This window comes from Duganella sp. GW821-FHT01E12 (assembly GCF_059422325.1).
Genome location: NZ_JBWKWR010000001.1, coordinates 1,082,127 through 1,098,138, shown reverse-complemented (window position 1 = coordinate 1,098,138; position 16,012 = coordinate 1,082,127). Strand labels below are relative to the sequence as shown.

The following is a 16,012-nucleotide window of genomic DNA, read 5'->3' as shown; positions in this document are numbered from 1 at the left end:
ACAGTTTCAATCGGAAGCGGCCGGGACCTGAACTCCCGGCCGATCCGCCTCTTCCCCCGCAGCTTCCCCCGCCAGCGCCACCCGGTTGCGGCCGCCGCGCTTGGCGCAGTACAGCGCCTGGTCGGCGCGCCGCAAGGCCGCGTCGCCGCCGCCGTCCATCGCGCCCAGCGCGGCGATGCCGATACTCACCGTCACCGCCAGCGCCGCGCCGTCGTCGCGCCGCACCGCCGTCTCCGCCACGCGCTGGCGCAGGCGTTCGGCCAGCACCGCCGCCGCGTCCAGCGCCGTGCCCGGCAGCAGCAGCGCGAATTCCTCGCCGCCGATGCGGCCCAGCATGTCGATCTGGCGCTGGCCCTCGCGCATCACCTCGGCCAGCCGGCGCAGCACCGCGTCCCCGGCCGCATGGCCGTGCTCATCGTTGATGCGCTTGAAATGGTCGACGTCGAGCAGCAGCACGGCGGCGCAGGCGGTGACGTCGCGCCGCAGCCGCGCGTGCTCGTGGTCCAGCCGGCGCATGAACTCGCCCCGGTTCGGCAGGCCGGTGAGGAAATCGGTGGTGGCCAGCATGCGCAGCTCGTCGTGCATGCGGCGCCGCTCCGTCACGTCCAGCGTCGAGACGATGACGAAATCGAGGCTGTGCGTGTGGCCCGGCATCACCAGCAGGGTCAGCTCGTTGAGCCGGGCCGTGCCGTCGAGGCGCTCGAAGCTGCCCTCGCAGGCGAAGAAGTGCTGGCCCTGCGCCAGCGCGGTCAGCGCCAGCGCGAAGCTGGGCATGGCGGCCTGGTCGAAGTTTTGCGCCAGGCTCAGCTGCGGCGCCTGCTGGCGGCCCGGCGCCGCGCCCACCTGCGCCAGCGCGGCGGCGTTGCAGTCGACGATGCGCACCAGCGCCGCCAGGCGCCGCAGCTGGCCGGCGTTGGCCTGCAGGTGGCGGCCCAGGTCGTCGACGCCGGACAGTTCCAGCTCGGCCAGCGCGGCCCGCACCGCCGACCAGTCCTGCTCCCACAGCGCCACCGGCGCGTGGTCGTACAGGCTGCGGAAGCGGGCCTCGCCGGCGCGCAGCGCCACCGCCGCCTGCGCCTGCTCGATGGCGATGCCGGCCAGCCGCGCGGCCTGCTCGATCAGCGCGATATTGGCCGCGCTGGGCAGGCGGGCGTCGCGGTGGAAGATGGCGAAGGTGCCCAGCACGATGCCGCCGGCGCCGAAGATCGGGTCGGACCAGCACGACCCCAGCCGTGCCTGCAGGGCCAGCTCGCGGTACTCGCCCAGGCCGGGCGCGTTGCGGATATCCTCGACGATCACGCGGCTGCGCGTGAGCACCGCCTGGGCGCAGGCGCTCTGGCCGCCGCGCACCGGGCGGCCGTGCACGGCCGCGTTGAAAAAGTCCGGCAGGCTGGGCGCCGCGCCCACCAGCAGGTGTTCGCCCTCCTCGTCCAGCAGCAGGATGCAGCACAACATCTCCTCGTTGCCCGCCTCGACGCCCAGCACCACGCTCTCCAGGATGGTCTGCAGCGGCGCGCCGGTGGCCAGCAGCTCCAGCACCTGGCGCCGGGTCTGCTCGCGCTGCTCGCCCCGGGTGCGCTCGGTGATATCGCGGAACGACCACAGCCGCGCAGGTTCGCTGCCCAGCTGCAGGCTGCGCGTGTGCTGCTCGATCACGCGGCCGTCCTTCAGGTGCAGCAGCGCCAGCGGGCCGGCCGGCTGCAAGCCCTGCGGCGCCAGCGGCGTCGCTTGGCCCGGATGGAGCAGCTGCCGCGCCATGAGCTCCATCAGCGCGCCGCCGTCGGTCTGCCAGTCCAGATGCTCGGGCAGGTTCCACAGTTCGCGGAAGCGGCGGTTGGCGTTCAGCACCCGGCCTTTCAGGTTGTCGACCAGGATGCCGTCGACGGTCGAATCGAGAATGCTGCGCAACATGGCCTGGCTGCGCTGGGCGCCGTCGGCCAGCACGCGCAGCGTGGCCTGGCCCTCCCGCAGCTCGCCGGCCAGCCCCTCGGCGCGCGCCTGCGCGTCGCGGGCCAGCACGCGGCCGCGCGCCAGCAGCCAGGTCAGGCCGGCCAGCAAGGCGCTCAACAACGCGCCGCCCAGCGCGACCTGCTGCGCCTGGTCGCGCTCCGGCGCCGCGCCCGGCCGCGCGGCGATTTGCAGCGTCCAGCGGTGGCCGCCGGCGCTGATCTGCTGCAAGCTGCTGCGCCGGCCGGCCGCGCGGCCCGGATGGCTGTCGTACATCAGCGCCGCCGGCGCGCTGCCGTCGCCGTCGTAGATCTTCACCGCCAGCGCGGCGGCGCGCGCCCCGCCCAGCCCCGCCATCAGGTCGCCGACGCGGAACGGCGCGTACACCCAGCCCTCGATGGCGGCCCGGCGCGCCGCCGGCGTGTCGGCCGCCTGGCCGCGCCGGTACACCGGCAGCAGCATCAGGAAGCCGGACTGGGCCGGCTCGACCTCCTCCTGCACCAGCCGTATCTTGCCGCTCATGGCCGGCAGGCCGGTATCGCGCGCCTGCTCCAGCGCGGCGCGCCGCACCGCCTCAGACGCGGCATCGTAGCCGAACGCGTGCCGGTTGCTGCCGCCGGACGGCTCCAGATACACCACCGGCGCATACCAGTCGCGCGCGCCGTCCGGCCGCACCCGGTAGTCGGGCAGGCCGTCCAGCCTGACCAGGCGTTCGTGCTCGGCGCGTCGGGCCGGCGTCACCATCGCCATGTAGCCGACCCCGTGGATGCCGGGAAAATGCAGGTTCATGTTCTGTCCGGCCAGATAGGTGCGGAACTCGCCGCGGTCGACCGCGACGGAGCTGGCGAACAAGCCCTGCACGCCGTACAGCACCTGCACGTAAGTCTGCATGCGGCGGTCGAGGTTGTTGACCAGTTCGCGCACGCGGCTGTGGAAATCGGCCTCCAACTCCTGCTCGGCATGCTGGCGCGCGCCCAGCCACAGCACGCCGGTCGCGCCCAGGCAGCCGGCCAGCACCAGCAGCGGCAGCACGCCCGGCGAGAGCGAGTCCTGCAGCAGCCGGCGCAGCCGTGCCTGGGGGTCGGGAGGCATCTACACCTCGGTACCCGCGAACTGGCGGTAGCCGCGCGCGCGCAGCGCGCACGCCGGACAGGTGCCGCAGCCGTAGCCCCAGTCGTGCAGCGCGCCGCGCTCGCCCAGGTAGCAGGTGTGCGTGCCGTCGCGGATCAGGTCGACCAGCGCCTGGCCGCCCAGCTCCTGCGCCAGCTCCCAGGTCTGGCGCTTGTCGCGCCACATCAGCGGGGTCTCCAGCTTGAGGCGGGTGTCCATGCCCAGGTTGAGCGCCACCTGCAGCGCCTTCATGGTGTCGTCGCGGCAGTCCGGATAGCCGGAGAAATCGGTCTCGCACATGCCGCCCACCAGCACCGTCAGGCCGCGGCGGTAGGCCACGGTGGCGGCCACCGTCATGAACAGCAGGTTGCGGCCGGGGACGAAGGTGTTGGGCAGGCCGTTGGCCTGGGTTTCGATGGCGATGTCGTGCGTCATCGCGGTCTGCGAGATTTCGGAAATGAGCGACAGGTCGATCATGTGGTCGTCGCCCAGCTTGGCGTTCCACTCGGACGAGTGGGCGCGCAGGCGCTCGATCACGGAAGGGCGCACGGTCAGCTCGACAGCGTGGCGCTGGCCGTAGTCGAAGCCTATGGTCTCCACGCGCGCGTAGTGCTTCAGCGCCCAGGCCAGGCAGGTGGTGGAATCTTGGCCACCGCTAAACAGGACCAGGGCGGAATCGGTAGGCAGCATTGCTATGTTCTTTCAAGGACTTGCAGGGCGTTGCAACGTTATAAGTACGCCATCTTTTAGGGCAATCCGGTAACATGTCAGCTAGCGTACACCCAGATGGAGTCTCATGTTACCGGCATCGCCAGCAAAAATAATGGCAGGATCACGAATTTTGGCACAAGTTGTGGCAAAAGTATCCGGCCGCCTCGCCACGGCCGGCGCCATGGCCGCCGTCACGGCCACCCTGGCGCTGCCCGCCGCCGCCCAGGGCCTGAAGTACGACGTCCACATCGACGCCCCCGGCCCGCTGCAGGAACTGCTGGAACAAAACCTCGACCTGCTGCGTTTTCGCGGCAACGCGCGCATGGACCGCGAACAGCTGGTGCGCCTGGTGCGCGCCGCGCCGGCCCAGGTCAAGACGCTGGTGGCCACCGACGGCTACTACTCGCCGGTGGTGACCGCCCGGCTCGACCGCGACGGCGACACGCCCAAGGTCGAGATCAGCGTGCAGCCTGGCGAGCCGGTGCGGGTCGGCGAGATCGACCTGGAACTGCGCGGCTTCGCGCCGGTGCCCGGGCTGGCGGCCGACCAGCAGTTCGACACCGCCGCGCTGAAAGCCGGCTGGACGCTCAAGCAGGGCCAGGTGTTCCGCCAGACCGACTGGGAACAGGCCAAGCGCGGCCTGCTGCGCCAGGTGGTGCAGACGCGCTACCCGCGCGCGCAGCTGAGCGACAGCCAGGCCACGGTGGACCCGGACAACCATCTGGCCGCGCTGCGCGTGGTGCTCGACAGCGGCCCGGAGCTGCGCTTCGGCGAGCTGCGCGTCGAAGGCCTGAAGCGCTACCCGGCCGCCATCGTGCGCAACCTGAACCCCATCCATCCGGGCGACTACTACAGCGAGGCGGCGCTGCAGTCCTACCAGGCGCGCCTGCAGGACACCGGCTACTTCAGCAGCGTGGAAGTGAGCGCCGACATGGGCGCGGTCCTCAACGAACAGCTGGAGGCCGGCGCCGCCACCCCGGCGCAAAACGCCGACGCCGCGATGGCGCCGCTGCCGCTGCTGGTGCGCGTGAGCGAGAACAAGCGCCGCAACGTCAGCGCCGGCCTGGGTTTCAGCACCAACACCGGCAACCGCGCCTCGCTGACCTACGACGACCTGTCGGTGTTCGGCCTGCGCATGAAAAGCGCACTGACGCTGGAGACCAAGAAGCAGACCGCGCGCAGCGATTTCTACTTCCCCACCACGGCCGACGGCTACAACGACAGCTTCGGCGCCTCGTTCGAGCGCAGCGACATTTCGGGCGAGGTGACCAGCGTGGCCAGCGTGGCCGGCAAGCGCGCCTGGGGCACGCCGCTGCTCGAGCGCAGCCTGTCGCTGGAGCTGCTGACCGAGACCAAGACCATCGACGGCATCCCGTCCAGCACCAGCAAGAGTTTGCCGCTGACCTACGGCGTCACCTGGCGCAAGCTGGACAACCTGCTGTTCCCGACCAAGGGCTACGCGCTCAACGCGCAGCTGGGCGGCGCGCTGCTGCCCATCCTGACCGACGAGGCCTTCGTGCGCGGCTATGCGCGCGCCGTGTGGTACCGGCCGCTGACCGCCAGCACCAACCTGATACTGCGGGCCGAACTCGGCGCGCTGGCCTCGCGCGACAAGAACGGCGTGCCGGCCGTGTACCTGTTCCGCGCCGGCGGCGACCAGTCGGTGCGCGGCTACGCCTTCCAGGAGCTGGGCGTGCACGAAGGCGACGCGACCACCGGCGGCCGCTACCTGGCCACCGGCAGCGCCGAGTTCCAGTACTGGTTCAAGCCCGCGTACGGCATGGCGCTGTTCTACGACGCCGGCAACGCCGGCGACACCTTCAGCGCGCTGCATCCGAAATCCGGCTACGGCGCCGGCGGACGCTGGAAAAGCCCCGTCGGGCCGATCAACGTGGACGTCGCCTACGGCCACGCGGTCCATAAATACCGATTGCACTTCTCGCTGGGATTCACCTTCTGATGGCCGACAACCAAGACAAAACCGCACCTGCAACCCCGGCACAGCCGCCGCGCCGCCGCTGGCCGCGGCGCGTGCTCGTCTCGCTCGGCGTGGTGGTGGCGCTGCTGGCTGGCGCCTTCTGGCTGCTGGGCCGCGAATCGACCTTGCAGCAGCTGGTGCAGCGCATCGCCAACGCCAGCGGCGGACAGGTCGCCGTCAGCGGCGTGAGCGGATCGCTGTACCACCGCATGCACATTGTGCGGCTGGTCTATCGCAGCAAGGACAGCGTCATCACCGCCGACAACATCGACATCAACTGGTCGCCGCTGCAGTATTTTTCCGAAGGCCTGGCCATCAGCGAGCTGCATGTGGCCGCGCTGACGGTGCAGAGCATCGGCCCGTCGGAGCCGCCCAAGATACCCGCGTCGCTGGCCGCGCCCTTCCGTCTCAGCCTGTCCGACGCGCGGCTCGACAAGCTGACCCTGACCAGCGCCACCGGCAGCAACGTGATCGAACGCCTGCGCTTCCAGCTGTACGGCGACCGCACCAGCTGGCACCTGCAGGACGCCAGCGCCCACACCGCCTTCGGCGACGCCAAGGCCGACCTGACCCTGGGCGCCAACAAGCCGTTCGCGCTGCAAGGCAAGGCCGCGCTGGCGCAGACCGGCGGCGCCGCGCGGCTGTCGCTGGAAGCCGGCGGCAACCTGGCCCTGGTGACGCTCAAGGCGCAGGGCAGCGCCAACGGCGCGAGCGGCAAGGCCAATGTGGCGCTGGCGCCGTTCGATCCCATCATCCTGCGCGCGCTGGACCTGAACGCCGGCGACCTCGATCCGGCCGGCTTCGATCCGGGTTGGCCGCAGGCGAAATTCAGCCTGCAAGTCAGCGCCGCCATCGCGGCCGATCAAAAACTGTCCGGCCAGTTCTCCCTGCTCAACCAGGGCAAGGCCGCGCCGCTCGACCAGCAAGGCTTGCCGCTGCAAGCGTTCAGCGGCAAGCTGGCGGGCACGCTGACCGCCTCCCTGCTGGAAAACGTGGTGCTCGACCTGGGCGCGGCGGGACGCTTCACCGGCGGCGGCCACGTCAAGCGCAGCGCCCCCGACGCGGGCGTGGACGCCGCGCAGTTCGCGCTGCACACCGACCGTCTCGACCTGAAGAACATCCACAGCAGCATCAACCAGACCAGCGTGGCCGGCGACATCGCGCTGGGCAGCACGCCAAGCCAACAAACGCTGAGCGCCAAGCTGGCGCAGGACGGCCTGCGCCTGGACCTGCAAGCCTCGCTGGCCGACGCGCTGCTCCAGCTGCACGAAGCGCGCCTGCTGGCCAAGAAAGGCAGCATCAGCGCCACCGGCCAGGCCAGCCTCCAGGGCAAGCAGGAATTCAGCGCCAGGCTGCGCGCCGAGCACTTCGATCCGTCCACGCTGGGCTCCGGCTATCCGGTGGCAGACCTCAATGCCGACATCAACGCCAACGGCCGCATCGCCCCCGCATGGCAGGTGGCGGCGGGCTTCGAGCTGAAGGCCAGCAAGCTCGCGGGCCAGACCCTGTCCGGCAGCGGCAAGCTGAATGCGGACGCGCAGCACGTCAGCGGCGTCGACGCCCATCTGGCGATGGCGCAAAACACCGCCGACATCAACGGCAGCTTCGGCGCGCCGGGCGAACAGCTGCGCTGGAAGATCGACGCGCGCCAGTTGTCGGCGCTGGCCTCGGACTTGATCGGCGCCGTCAACGCCAGCGGCATCGTCAGCGGCAGCATGGCCGCGCCGCGCACCACGTTCGAAGCCGACGCCAGGGGATTGGGCCTGGCCTCCGCCAAGCGCCCCGCGCCCGATAGCCTGATCCACGCGGCCGGCGACATCGCGCTGGCCGGGCCGAAGAAAACGCCCGAGCTGAAAATGAACGGGACCATACAGCGACTGAATCCCGCTGCCTTCGGCGCGCCGCAGGCGGGCTCGGTCAACGCCGGCTTCACCGCCGACGCGCGCCTGGCCGCCGACTGGCGCGCAGGCGTGAACCTGACCTTGCAACCGTCCACCTTCGCCAACGCGCCGCTGAGCGGCTACGCCAAACTGAACGCGGACAAGGACAGCGTCGACAACGCCGACATCGACCTGCGGCTGGCGTCCAACAGCCTGCAGGCCAAGGGCAGCTTCGGCAGCCCGCGCGACAAGCTCGATTGGAAACTCAGCGCGCCGCAACTGGCCGCGCTGGGTCCGCAGTTCGCGGGCGCGCTGCAGGCCAGCGGCAGCCTGTCCGGCTCCACCGCCAAGCCGGCGCTGACGCTCACGCTGGACGGCGCCAACCTGCGCATGCCCGGCCAGCAGCAGATCGGCACGATACGCGGCAGCGCCACGCTGGGCAGCACCGCAGCACTGGCGGCCGGCACGCCGCCATCCATCTCGTCGACCATCTCGGCGGTCACGTCGGCCGTCACGTCGGCGGTTAAATCGGCGCCTAAATCGGCGGCCACTTCGGCGGCAGCACCAGCCGCTGCCACGGCATCGGATCGCCACGCGGCCACCGGCGCCAACGCCCGCGCCACTGCCCGCGCCAACGCAGCACGCGGTGGCGACGCCGACACCTACGCCGACGTGCCGCTGGTGAGCGACATCGAAATCACCCGCTACGTCTCGCCTTCCCTGTCGCTGGACAAGGCACGCCTGCAAACGAGCGGCACGCGCAGCAGCCACACGCTGCAGGTCAGCGCCAGCAACGCCGACTTCGACGCCGCCGTGCGCGTCAAGGGCGGCTGGGCAAACGACACCTGGACCGGCGCCATCGACACGCTGCAAAACCGTGGCCGCTACGCCTTCACGCTGGCCGCGCCGGCGCCGCTGAAACTGGCCGCGCCGGCCGGCCGCGGCGTCGCCGGCCTGCTGCATCCGGAGCAGATCGCCCTGGGCGGCACCACCATCAAGCTCCCCGACGGCAGCATCCGCATCGACAGCCTGGAAAAAACCGGTCCCGCCTGGCGCAGCAAGGGCATGGCCGCCGGCGTGCCGGTCAACTACCTGGCCCAGTTCTCCGACGCCTGGCGCGACAACGTCCGCAGCACCATGACCGTCGGCGCGGAATGGAGCCTGCAGCTGCAGGCGGCCAGCAAGGGCAGCCCGCCGGTGTTGGGCGGCATGCTGCACGCCTACCGCGAACAGGGCGACCTGACCATCACCGGCGCCGACCTGCCGCAGCCGCTCGGCCTGCGCACGCTGGACGGCCGGGTCGATGTCAACGACGGCACGCTGCGCCTGCAGCTGAAGGTGGACGGCACCCGCGCCGGCCAGGCCCGCATCGACGCCAGCGCGCAGCTGCACGACGGCCGCCTGGCGGAAAGCAGCGCCATCACCGTGAGCGGCAACGCCAATATGGGCTCGCTGGCCTGGCTGGCGCCGCTGACCGGCCAGCCGGGACTGGAGATCGACGGCGCGCTCAAGCTGGCCGTCAGCGGCGGCGGCACCCTCGGCGCGCCGCAGCTGGACGGCGACATCAGCGGCGACAAGCTGGTGCTGAACTGGGTGGACCAGGGCATCAAGCTGCGCAACGGCCAGTTGCAGGCGCGCCTGGCCGGCGACCAGCTGCAGCTGCAAAAGCTGGCCTTCGACGGCAACGAGGGCCACGCCCAGGCCGACGGCTGGATACGCTACGCCGGCAACGAAGCGACCATGAACCTGCGGCTCGGCGCCGACAAGCTGGAAGTGCTGTCGCGGCCCGACCGCATCCTGGTCGTCAGCGGCCAGAGCACGCTGGTGCGCGACGCCAAACGCTTCCAGCTGGACGGCAAATTCCGCGCCGACCGCGCCAACATCGAACTGGCCGGCGAGAACACGCCCACGCTCAGCGACGACGTGGTCATCATCGGCAAGGGCGCGCCGCCGGCCAGGACGCCGCAAGGCCAGCCGCTCAACATCGACCTCGAGGCCGACCTGGGCGACGCCTTCAACCTCAAAGGCAAGGGCCTGGACGCCCAGCTGGCCGGCGCGCTGCGCATCCACGTGGCCGACCGCCGGCCGCCGCGCATCAACGGCAGCATCCGCGTGGTCAGCGGCACGTATGCGGCGTATGGACAGAAACTGGCGATCGACCGCGGCGTGATCAACTTCACCGGCGCCTACGACAACCCGGGCCTGAGCATCCTCGCCGTGCGCCGCCGGCCGGAGGGCGAGGCGCTCACCGAGACCAATGTGGAGGCGGGCGTGGAAGTGCGCGGCACGGCGCTGGCGCCGGTGGCCAAGCTGGTGTCCACGCCGGCCGTGTCGGACAGCGACAAGCTGGCCTGGCTGGTGCTGGGCCATGGCATCGACAACACCGCCGGCAACGACATGGCGCTGCTCAGCGCGGCGGCGGGCGCGCTGTTCGGCGGCGGCCAGGGCAAGCTGGCCAATGCCTTGGGAGTGGATGAACTGGGCGTGAGCCAGGCCGCCGGCACCTCGGCCGGCGCGGCCACGGGCTTGCAGACCACGGTGGTCACGGTGGGCAAGCGGCTGTCGTCGCGCGCCTACCTGAGCTTCGAGCAGGGTGCGGGCACGGCGACCAGCCTGGTCAAGCTGAAGTACAAGCTGAACCCGCGCATCTCGCTGCAGTTCCAGACCGGCACCAACAACGCGCTGGACGTGCTCTACACCTGGGCCTTCGACTAACTGGGATTATGGTCCGGCACCGGGTCGTCCTGCGGCACGGGATGGGGGATGGCCGGCGGCGCCGGATCATCCACCGGGACAGGGTCGGGGGCGCGGTGAGTGAGGTGCATGGTCGGTACTCCTTGAGCGGACTCGATCCCCCATTCTACGCCGCTCTACCCCGGTTTCGCGTGCTTGACGTATTTATCGAGCCACGCATTGGTCTCGTACAGCATGTGCAGGATCGATTCGCGCGCCCGGTAGGCGTGCGATTCGTTCGGCAGCATCACCAGCCGCGCCGTGCCGCCCAGCCCCTTGATGGCCTGGAACATGCGCTCGCTCTGCAGGGGGAAGGTGCCGGAGTTGCTGTCCTCCGCGCCATGGATCAGCAACATCGCATCCTTGATCTTGTCGGCGTTATTGAACGGCGACATGGCCTGGTACACCTCCTGCGCCTGCCAGAACGCCCGCTCCTCGGACTGGAAGCCGAACGGCGTCAGCGTGCGGTTGTAGGCGCCGCTGCGCGCTATCCCCGCGCGGAACAGCCGCGTGTGCGCCAGCAGGTTGCCGGTCATGAAGGCGCCGTAGGAATGGCCGCCGATGGCGATGCGGTGGCGGTCGGCCACGCCGCGCCGCACCACCTCGTCCACCGCCGCCTGCGCGTCCGCCACCAGCTGCGGCAGATAGCTGTCGTTCGGCTCCGCGTCGCCGGCGCCGATAATGGGGAAGGATGGATTGTCCAGCACCGCGTAGCCCATCGCCAGGAAGGCCGCCGGCCCCCAGTAGCTGACCGCGTTGAAGCGGTAGGGCGAGCCGGTGGTCTGGCTGGCCGCGCCGGCCGATTTGAATTCCTGCGGATAGGCCCACATCAGCAGCGGCAGCGGGCCGTCGCGCACCGCGTCGTACCCCGGCGGCAGCATCAGCGTGGCCGTCAGCTCGACGCCGTCGTTGCGCGGGTAGCGGATCTGCTCCTTGCGCACGTCCCTCAGCTGCGGGGTCGGATGCGGATAGTTGGTCAGCGCCTTGAGCTGCAGGCCCTCCGGCCGCGTCAAGTCGCGCAGGTAGTAGTTGGGCCGCTCGGTCGGCGATTCGCGCGTCGTCAGCAGCAGCGTGCCCTCGTCGTTGAGCACCGCCGCCACGTTCTCGAAATACGGCGCCTCGCTCTGGAACAGACGCACCTTCTCCTTGGTGGTCAGGCTTAGACGGTCGATGAAGGGACGGTCGCCCTCCGGCGTGGCGCCGGCGCCGTCCAGCAGCACCGTGGTGCCGGGGCCGATCAGCAGGCGCGGGAAGCCGCTGGCGTCGGCCCGCATCACCGGCGAGCCGGGGCTGTTGTAGCGGTCCTCGTACGAGCCGGCGTAGATCAGCTCCGGCGGCGTGGACAGGTGTTCCGGCTCGATCATCCACTGCTTGTAGTCGCGCGTCTTGTGCCAGCGCTCGTTGATCAGGGCGACGTCGCCGCGCCCCCAGGCCACGCCGGCGTAGCGCATCGTCAGCCGCGCCAGCACCAGCGGCGGCGCGTTGAACGGCGCCGCGTGCAGGTAGACCAGGTCGCGGATGTTGTCGATCACCGGACGCGCCGGGTCGCCGCCGTCCTGCGCCTCGGTCCACACCAGCGTGGCCGGCACGTCGGCCCGCCACGACACGTGGCGCACGCCTTCGGACACCGCGTCGTTCCCCGGCGGCAGGCCCTCCTCCAGCGGCAGCGTGGCCACCGTGTGCAGCACCTCGCCGTTCAGGTCGCGCACGTCCACCCGCTCGCCGAAGCTGGACGCGGGCACGATGTAGGAATACGGCCGCGTCACGCTTTGCGTCAGCAGGTACTGGCCGCCCGGCGCGATCGAGGTGCGCGAGAACTGCCCCGGCGCGCCTATCATGCGCGGCTTGCCGTGCAGGTCCAGCAGCACCATCTGCACCGTGACGTAGTACTCGAACAGGCGCGCGTCGTCCTCGTTCTTCAGCAGGTCCTGATAGGTGCGCAGCTGGCGCGGCGCGCCTCCCGGTTCGCTATCCTGCAGCATCGGGCCGGCCGGCACGCCGTCCGACTGCGGCGCCTTGCCGATGCCGGCGGGACGCCAGTGCACCAGCAGGCCGCTGCTGTCGGGCAGCCAGTTGAAGCCGCGCGTGAGCACCGCCGACAGCGGCTGCGCCGACAGCCGCCTGGCCTTGCGCGCCTCGATATCGACCAGCCACAACTCCACCGCGCCGCTCGCGCCCTTGTAGCTCACGTGCGAGAACGCCAGGTGGCGCTGGTCCGGCGACCAGGCCAGGTCCGCCAGGCGCAGCGCGCGCGGCAGGCCCTTGATGCGGCTTTCCTTTTGCGTGGCGATGTCCAGCAGTCCGAGGTCGGTGCCGAACGAGAAGCGCGACGAGGAACAGGTACGCGGGTTGATGCGCAGGCCGGCCAGCTTGAGCTCCGGCTGCGCCACTTCGGCGATGCCCGGCAGCGGCGGCGTCTGCACCACGGCGGCCAGGTTGCGTTGGGGGCTGAGGCTGAGGGCCGGCGCGCGCGGCGCGTCGACGATGTCCATCAGCGCGGCGGGCGGCAGGCGGTAGCCGTTCTCCTGCGCGCCGGCTTGCGGCGAGGCGGCCATCAATCCCAGGTTCAGGGGCAGCATGGTTAACGGTTTGTTCATGGATATCCTTTCGGTCCAGAAGCGAGGCTGCTGCGGACCAGTTTGCTTATGCTATCCGCGAATGTCAATCACTGCCGGATTTTCCGTGACAATCTGTAACGCTGTGGCGCGCAGGCGGAGTGGCGTACAATCGCGGTTCTTCGAATCACGCCGTTGGAATCGTCTATGGATATGCCTACTCTCGTCCTGTTGCTGCTGGTGCCCCTGGCCATCTGGCGCATCTATTCGCGCCTGAAGCGTCTGATGGGCCGCACCAAATCGGAACTGTGGCGCCACTACACGGCCGCCGTCGGCATGGCCGGCGTGCTGGGCGTGCTGGCCGCCACGCTGCTGGGCAAGTGGGACGCCATCGCCGCGCTGGCGGTGGGCGCCGCTGTCGGCGCCGCGCTGGGCTACCGCAACATGCAACTGACCCGCCTGGAGAACACGCAGGAGGGCTTCTTCTACACGCCCAACCGCCGACTGGGCCTGCTGGTGGCGATGCTGTTCATCAGCCGCCTGATCTACCGCCTGTTCGAGGCCTACCTGCACATGCACGACCATCTGCCGCTGGACCCTGACTTCGTCGGCAATCCGCTGACGGCCGTGCTGTTTGGTTTGCTGGCCGGTTTCTACGCCTGCTACAGCGTGCTGCTGATCCGCTGGCGCCGCACCCAGGTGCCGGTGCCGCGCCCGATCGACATCTTCGATATCAAATAAACTATTTGGCCGCCAGCTGCCGCACGAACTCGCAGTAGGCCGGCCGCACCGCGGCGTTGGACAGCACGCCATTGTGTCCGGCGCCCGGCACCATCACCATGCGCTTCGCCGTTGACGGCAAGGCGTCGTACACCTGCCGCGCCAGGCGCGGCGGCGTGACCTTGTCGTCGCTCCCCTCCAGCACCAGCGCCGGCCCGGCGTAGCCCGACGCCGCCGCCACGTTGTCTATTCCCTGCAGCGATGCGCCCAACTCCACCCGCACGAACGGCCACACATACCAGGGCATCATGCTGTTGGCCCAGTCGCGCGCATTGGTGGTGGTCGATTCCAGCACCAGCCCGCGCACGGCCGGCCGCTGCTGCGCCACATAGGCGGCGATGAAGCTGCCCAGCGACTGTCCGTGCACGATCACCCTGCCCGGCGCCTGCGCGTTGACCAGGTCGAACTCGCGCAGCGCGTCCTCCTTCAGCGCGGCGATGGTCGGCACGCCGGTGCTGCGGCCGTAGCCACGATAATCGATCATCACCACGTCCGCGCGGCACGGGCCGACGGCGGCCAGCACATGGTCGCCATGCTGGTCCAGGTGGAAGGCGTTGCCGCCGAAGTAAAGCACCGTCAGCGCGTTACCCTCACCGCCGGCGGCGCTGGCGCTCACGCCATTGAGTTGCGCATCGTCCGCGGCCAGCGACACCGGCGCCAGCTTGTAGTCCGCCGCGCCGCCGTCGCCGATGCGCCCCGCGGGCCGCGCCTCGCCCGCGCGGTCGGGATGCACCACGTTGCCCTCGCCGATCTGCACCGCGCAACCGGACAACATCGCCACCATCAGCATCAGTATGAATTTCATTATCGCCTCCAATAAAGGTACAATATATAACAACAAAATCTTAATGTAAAACGATAATTTTTTACTGTATTACGATAAATATGAAAATCACCCTGATCCGCGCGTTGCTGTGGCTGTGCGTGGCCGTGCAAGCGGCCTTCTTCGTGCTGGCCTGGACCACCTACGTGCCCAGCATCGGCTCCATGACCATCGACATGACCGCCATCGGCATGCCCTTCGGCGCCCGCCTCGCGCTGTCGCCGTCCGCGCGCCTGCTGGGCGCCGCGCTGGCGCTGCCCACCACGCTGGTGCTGGTGTATGGCCTGTGGCGGCTGGACCGGCTGCTGCTCAACTTCCACCGCAGCGATTTGTTCAGCGCCCAGTCGATCGGCCACCTGCGCGCCTTCGCCGGCGCCACGCTGCTGTCCACCATGCTGTCCATCGTTGAAGCGCCGGTGCGCACGCTGGCGCTGCGCCTGGCCGGCGAAGGCACGCAGCACTTCGCGGTCGGCGTCAATTCCGAGCAGCTGATGCTGATGCTGGTGTGCGGCATGTTCTACCTGATCACGCGCCTGATGCAGGAAGGCCGCCGCCTGCGCGAAGAGAACGAGGGCTTTGTCTGATGGCGATCCTCATCAACCTCGATCTGATGCTGGCCAAGCGCAAGCTCAAGTCGCGCGAGCTGGCGGCCTATGTCGGCATCACAGAGCAGAATCTGTCGCTGCTCAAGTCGGGCAAGGTGAAGGGCATGCGCTTTTCCACGCTGGAGAAAATCTGCGAGCGCCTGGCCTGCCAGCCGGGCGACATCCTGAGCTGGGTGCCGGATGAAGGCGAGGCGGATGCCGACGCCGGCGAGCTGCTATAGCGGCGACGTCGTTTTCGCGACAGTGCTATCGTAATTGATGTGGAGGGGTGTGCATTTGGTGGTATGCTGAATGTATCCCTAGTGCAATCTTCTTGCGCTGTAATCACAGTTATGAATACGTCCATCTACGACAAAACAGGCAAAGGCCGGGAAGAGATCGCGACACGCAAGCATCAGCTGGCGCCGCGTCTGCGCACTTTGCTGGTCTTGATCGACGGCCGCAAGACCGAAGAAGAACTGCTGCGCAACGTGGCGGGATTGGGTCTGACCGCCAGCGCGCTGAGCGAACTGCTGGCGGGGGAATTCATCGTGCTGTCGACCAGCTACGCATCGCTGGCGGAAGCGCCGCTGGAGGAACCGCTGAAGGAGCCGCCCGCGCCGGAACCCGAGCCGGCGCCGGTGCAGCCGCTGGCCGCCCAGGTCCAGCAATTCCAGTCGCTTTACAATTTCTACAACAAGACCATCAAGAGCACGATAGGCCTGCGCGGCTTCACCTTGCAGCTGAAGGTGGAAAAAGCCAGCTCGGTCGACGACTTCCGCGAGCTGCGCATGCCCTATCTGGAGGCGGTACAAAAAGCCAAGGGCAACGACACCGCCGCCGCCCTGGCCCTGCAGCTGGACCGGCTGCTGGGCACCGCCCCCGCCGCCGACAGCCTGACCTTCGACTGA

At 69.5% G+C, this 16,012-nt stretch carries 10 protein-coding genes; 6 read left to right on the top strand and 4 right to left on the bottom strand.

Annotation, left to right across the window (positions count from 1 at the left end):
* Nucleotides 1-6 precede the first annotated feature (6 nt).
* Nucleotides 7-3,039, bottom strand: a complete 3,033-nt coding sequence (locus AC07WS_RS04710; protein WP_494727920.1) for a CHASE domain-containing protein — start codon at nt 3,037-3,039, stop codon at nt 7-9.
* The gene (gene queC / locus AC07WS_RS04705) at nt 3,040-3,747 is read right to left on the bottom strand and encodes a 7-cyano-7-deazaguanine synthase QueC (protein ID WP_494727919.1); all 708 of its coding nucleotides are present in this window, start codon (nt 3,745-3,747) and stop codon (nt 3,040-3,042) included.
* 202 nt (nt 3,748-3,949) lie between these two features.
* On the opposite strand from queC, the gene AC07WS_RS04700 reads away from it, so the two are divergent.
* Together AC07WS_RS04700 and AC07WS_RS04695 are read left to right on the top strand one after the other, a co-directional pair.
* On the top strand, nt 3,950-5,728 hold the full coding sequence (locus AC07WS_RS04700) for an autotransporter assembly complex protein TamA (RefSeq protein WP_494728049.1): 1,779 nt from the start codon (nt 3,950-3,952) through the stop codon (nt 5,726-5,728).
* Nucleotides 5,728-10,341: a translocation/assembly module TamB domain-containing protein gene (locus AC07WS_RS04695; protein ID WP_494727918.1), complete on the top strand. Its 4,614-nt coding sequence runs from the start codon at nt 5,728-5,730 to the stop codon at nt 10,339-10,341. The genes AC07WS_RS04700 and AC07WS_RS04695 overlap by 1 nt, the downstream gene beginning before the upstream one ends.
* A 155-nt stretch (nt 10,342-10,496) precedes the next feature.
* On the opposite strand, the gene AC07WS_RS04690 is transcribed toward AC07WS_RS04695, so the two are convergent.
* Nucleotides 10,497-12,956: an alpha/beta hydrolase family protein gene (locus AC07WS_RS04690; RefSeq protein WP_494727917.1), complete on the bottom strand. Its 2,460-nt coding sequence runs from the start codon at nt 12,954-12,956 to the stop codon at nt 10,497-10,499.
* A gap of 171 nt (nt 12,957-13,127) precedes the next feature.
* Here AC07WS_RS04690 and AC07WS_RS04685 point away from each other — a divergent pair, with 171 nt between their 5' ends.
* Nucleotides 13,128-13,655, top strand: coding sequence for a CcdC protein domain-containing protein (locus AC07WS_RS04685; RefSeq protein ID WP_494727916.1), 528 nt, complete (start codon nt 13,128-13,130; stop codon nt 13,653-13,655).
* A gap of 1 nt (nt 13,656) precedes the next feature.
* On the opposite strand, the gene AC07WS_RS04680 is transcribed toward AC07WS_RS04685, so the two are convergent.
* Nucleotides 13,657-14,499, bottom strand: a complete 843-nt coding sequence (locus tag AC07WS_RS04680) for an alpha/beta hydrolase (RefSeq protein ID WP_494727915.1) — start codon at nt 14,497-14,499, stop codon at nt 13,657-13,659.
* Nucleotides 14,500-14,579: 80 nt separating this feature from the next.
* Here AC07WS_RS04680 and AC07WS_RS04675 point away from each other — a divergent pair, with 80 nt between their 5' ends.
* The 3 genes from AC07WS_RS04675 to AC07WS_RS04665 all read left to right on the top strand — a co-directional run bounded on the left by AC07WS_RS04675 (nt 14,580) and on the right by AC07WS_RS04665 (nt 16,012).
* Nucleotides 14,580-15,101, top strand: a complete 522-nt coding sequence (locus AC07WS_RS04675; RefSeq protein WP_494727914.1) for a DUF2975 domain-containing protein — start codon at nt 14,580-14,582, stop codon at nt 15,099-15,101.
* A complete protein-coding gene (locus AC07WS_RS04670; RefSeq protein ID WP_494727913.1) occupies nt 15,101-15,343 on the top strand; it encodes a helix-turn-helix domain-containing protein in 243 nt (80 codons plus the stop codon). The genes AC07WS_RS04675 and AC07WS_RS04670 overlap by 1 nt, the downstream gene beginning before the upstream one ends.
* Before the next feature lie 111 nt (nt 15,344-15,454).
* Nucleotides 15,455-16,012, top strand: a complete 558-nt coding sequence (locus tag AC07WS_RS04665) for a hypothetical protein (protein WP_494727912.1) — start codon at nt 15,455-15,457, stop codon at nt 16,010-16,012.

Bases quoted from the DNA above. Each gene is read 5' to 3' on its own strand.
- AC07WS_RS04710 (WP_494727920.1), bottom strand. From the start codon at position 3,039: ATGCCTCCCGACCCCCAGGCACGGCTGCGCCGGCTGCTGCAGGACTCG.
- queC (WP_494727919.1), bottom strand. From the start codon at position 3,747: ATGCTGCCTACCGATTCCGCCCTGGTCCTGTTTAGCGGTGGCCAAGAT.
- AC07WS_RS04700 (WP_494728049.1), top strand. From the start codon at position 3,950: ATGGCCGCCGTCACGGCCACCCTGGCGCTGCCCGCCGCCGCCCAGGGC.
- AC07WS_RS04695 (WP_494727918.1), top strand. From the start codon at position 5,728: ATGGCCGACAACCAAGACAAAACCGCACCTGCAACCCCGGCACAGCCG.
- AC07WS_RS04690 (WP_494727917.1), bottom strand. From the start codon at position 12,956: ATGAACAAACCGTTAACCATGCTGCCCCTGAACCTGGGATTGATGGCC.
- AC07WS_RS04685 (WP_494727916.1), top strand. From the start codon at position 13,128: ATGCCTACTCTCGTCCTGTTGCTGCTGGTGCCCCTGGCCATCTGGCGC.
- AC07WS_RS04680 (WP_494727915.1), bottom strand. From the start codon at position 14,499: ATGAAATTCATACTGATGCTGATGGTGGCGATGTTGTCCGGTTGCGCG.
- AC07WS_RS04675 (WP_494727914.1), top strand. From the start codon at position 14,580: ATGAAAATCACCCTGATCCGCGCGTTGCTGTGGCTGTGCGTGGCCGTG.
- AC07WS_RS04670 (WP_494727913.1), top strand. From the start codon at position 15,101: ATGGCGATCCTCATCAACCTCGATCTGATGCTGGCCAAGCGCAAGCTC.
- AC07WS_RS04665 (WP_494727912.1), top strand. From the start codon at position 15,455: ATGAATACGTCCATCTACGACAAAACAGGCAAAGGCCGGGAAGAGATC.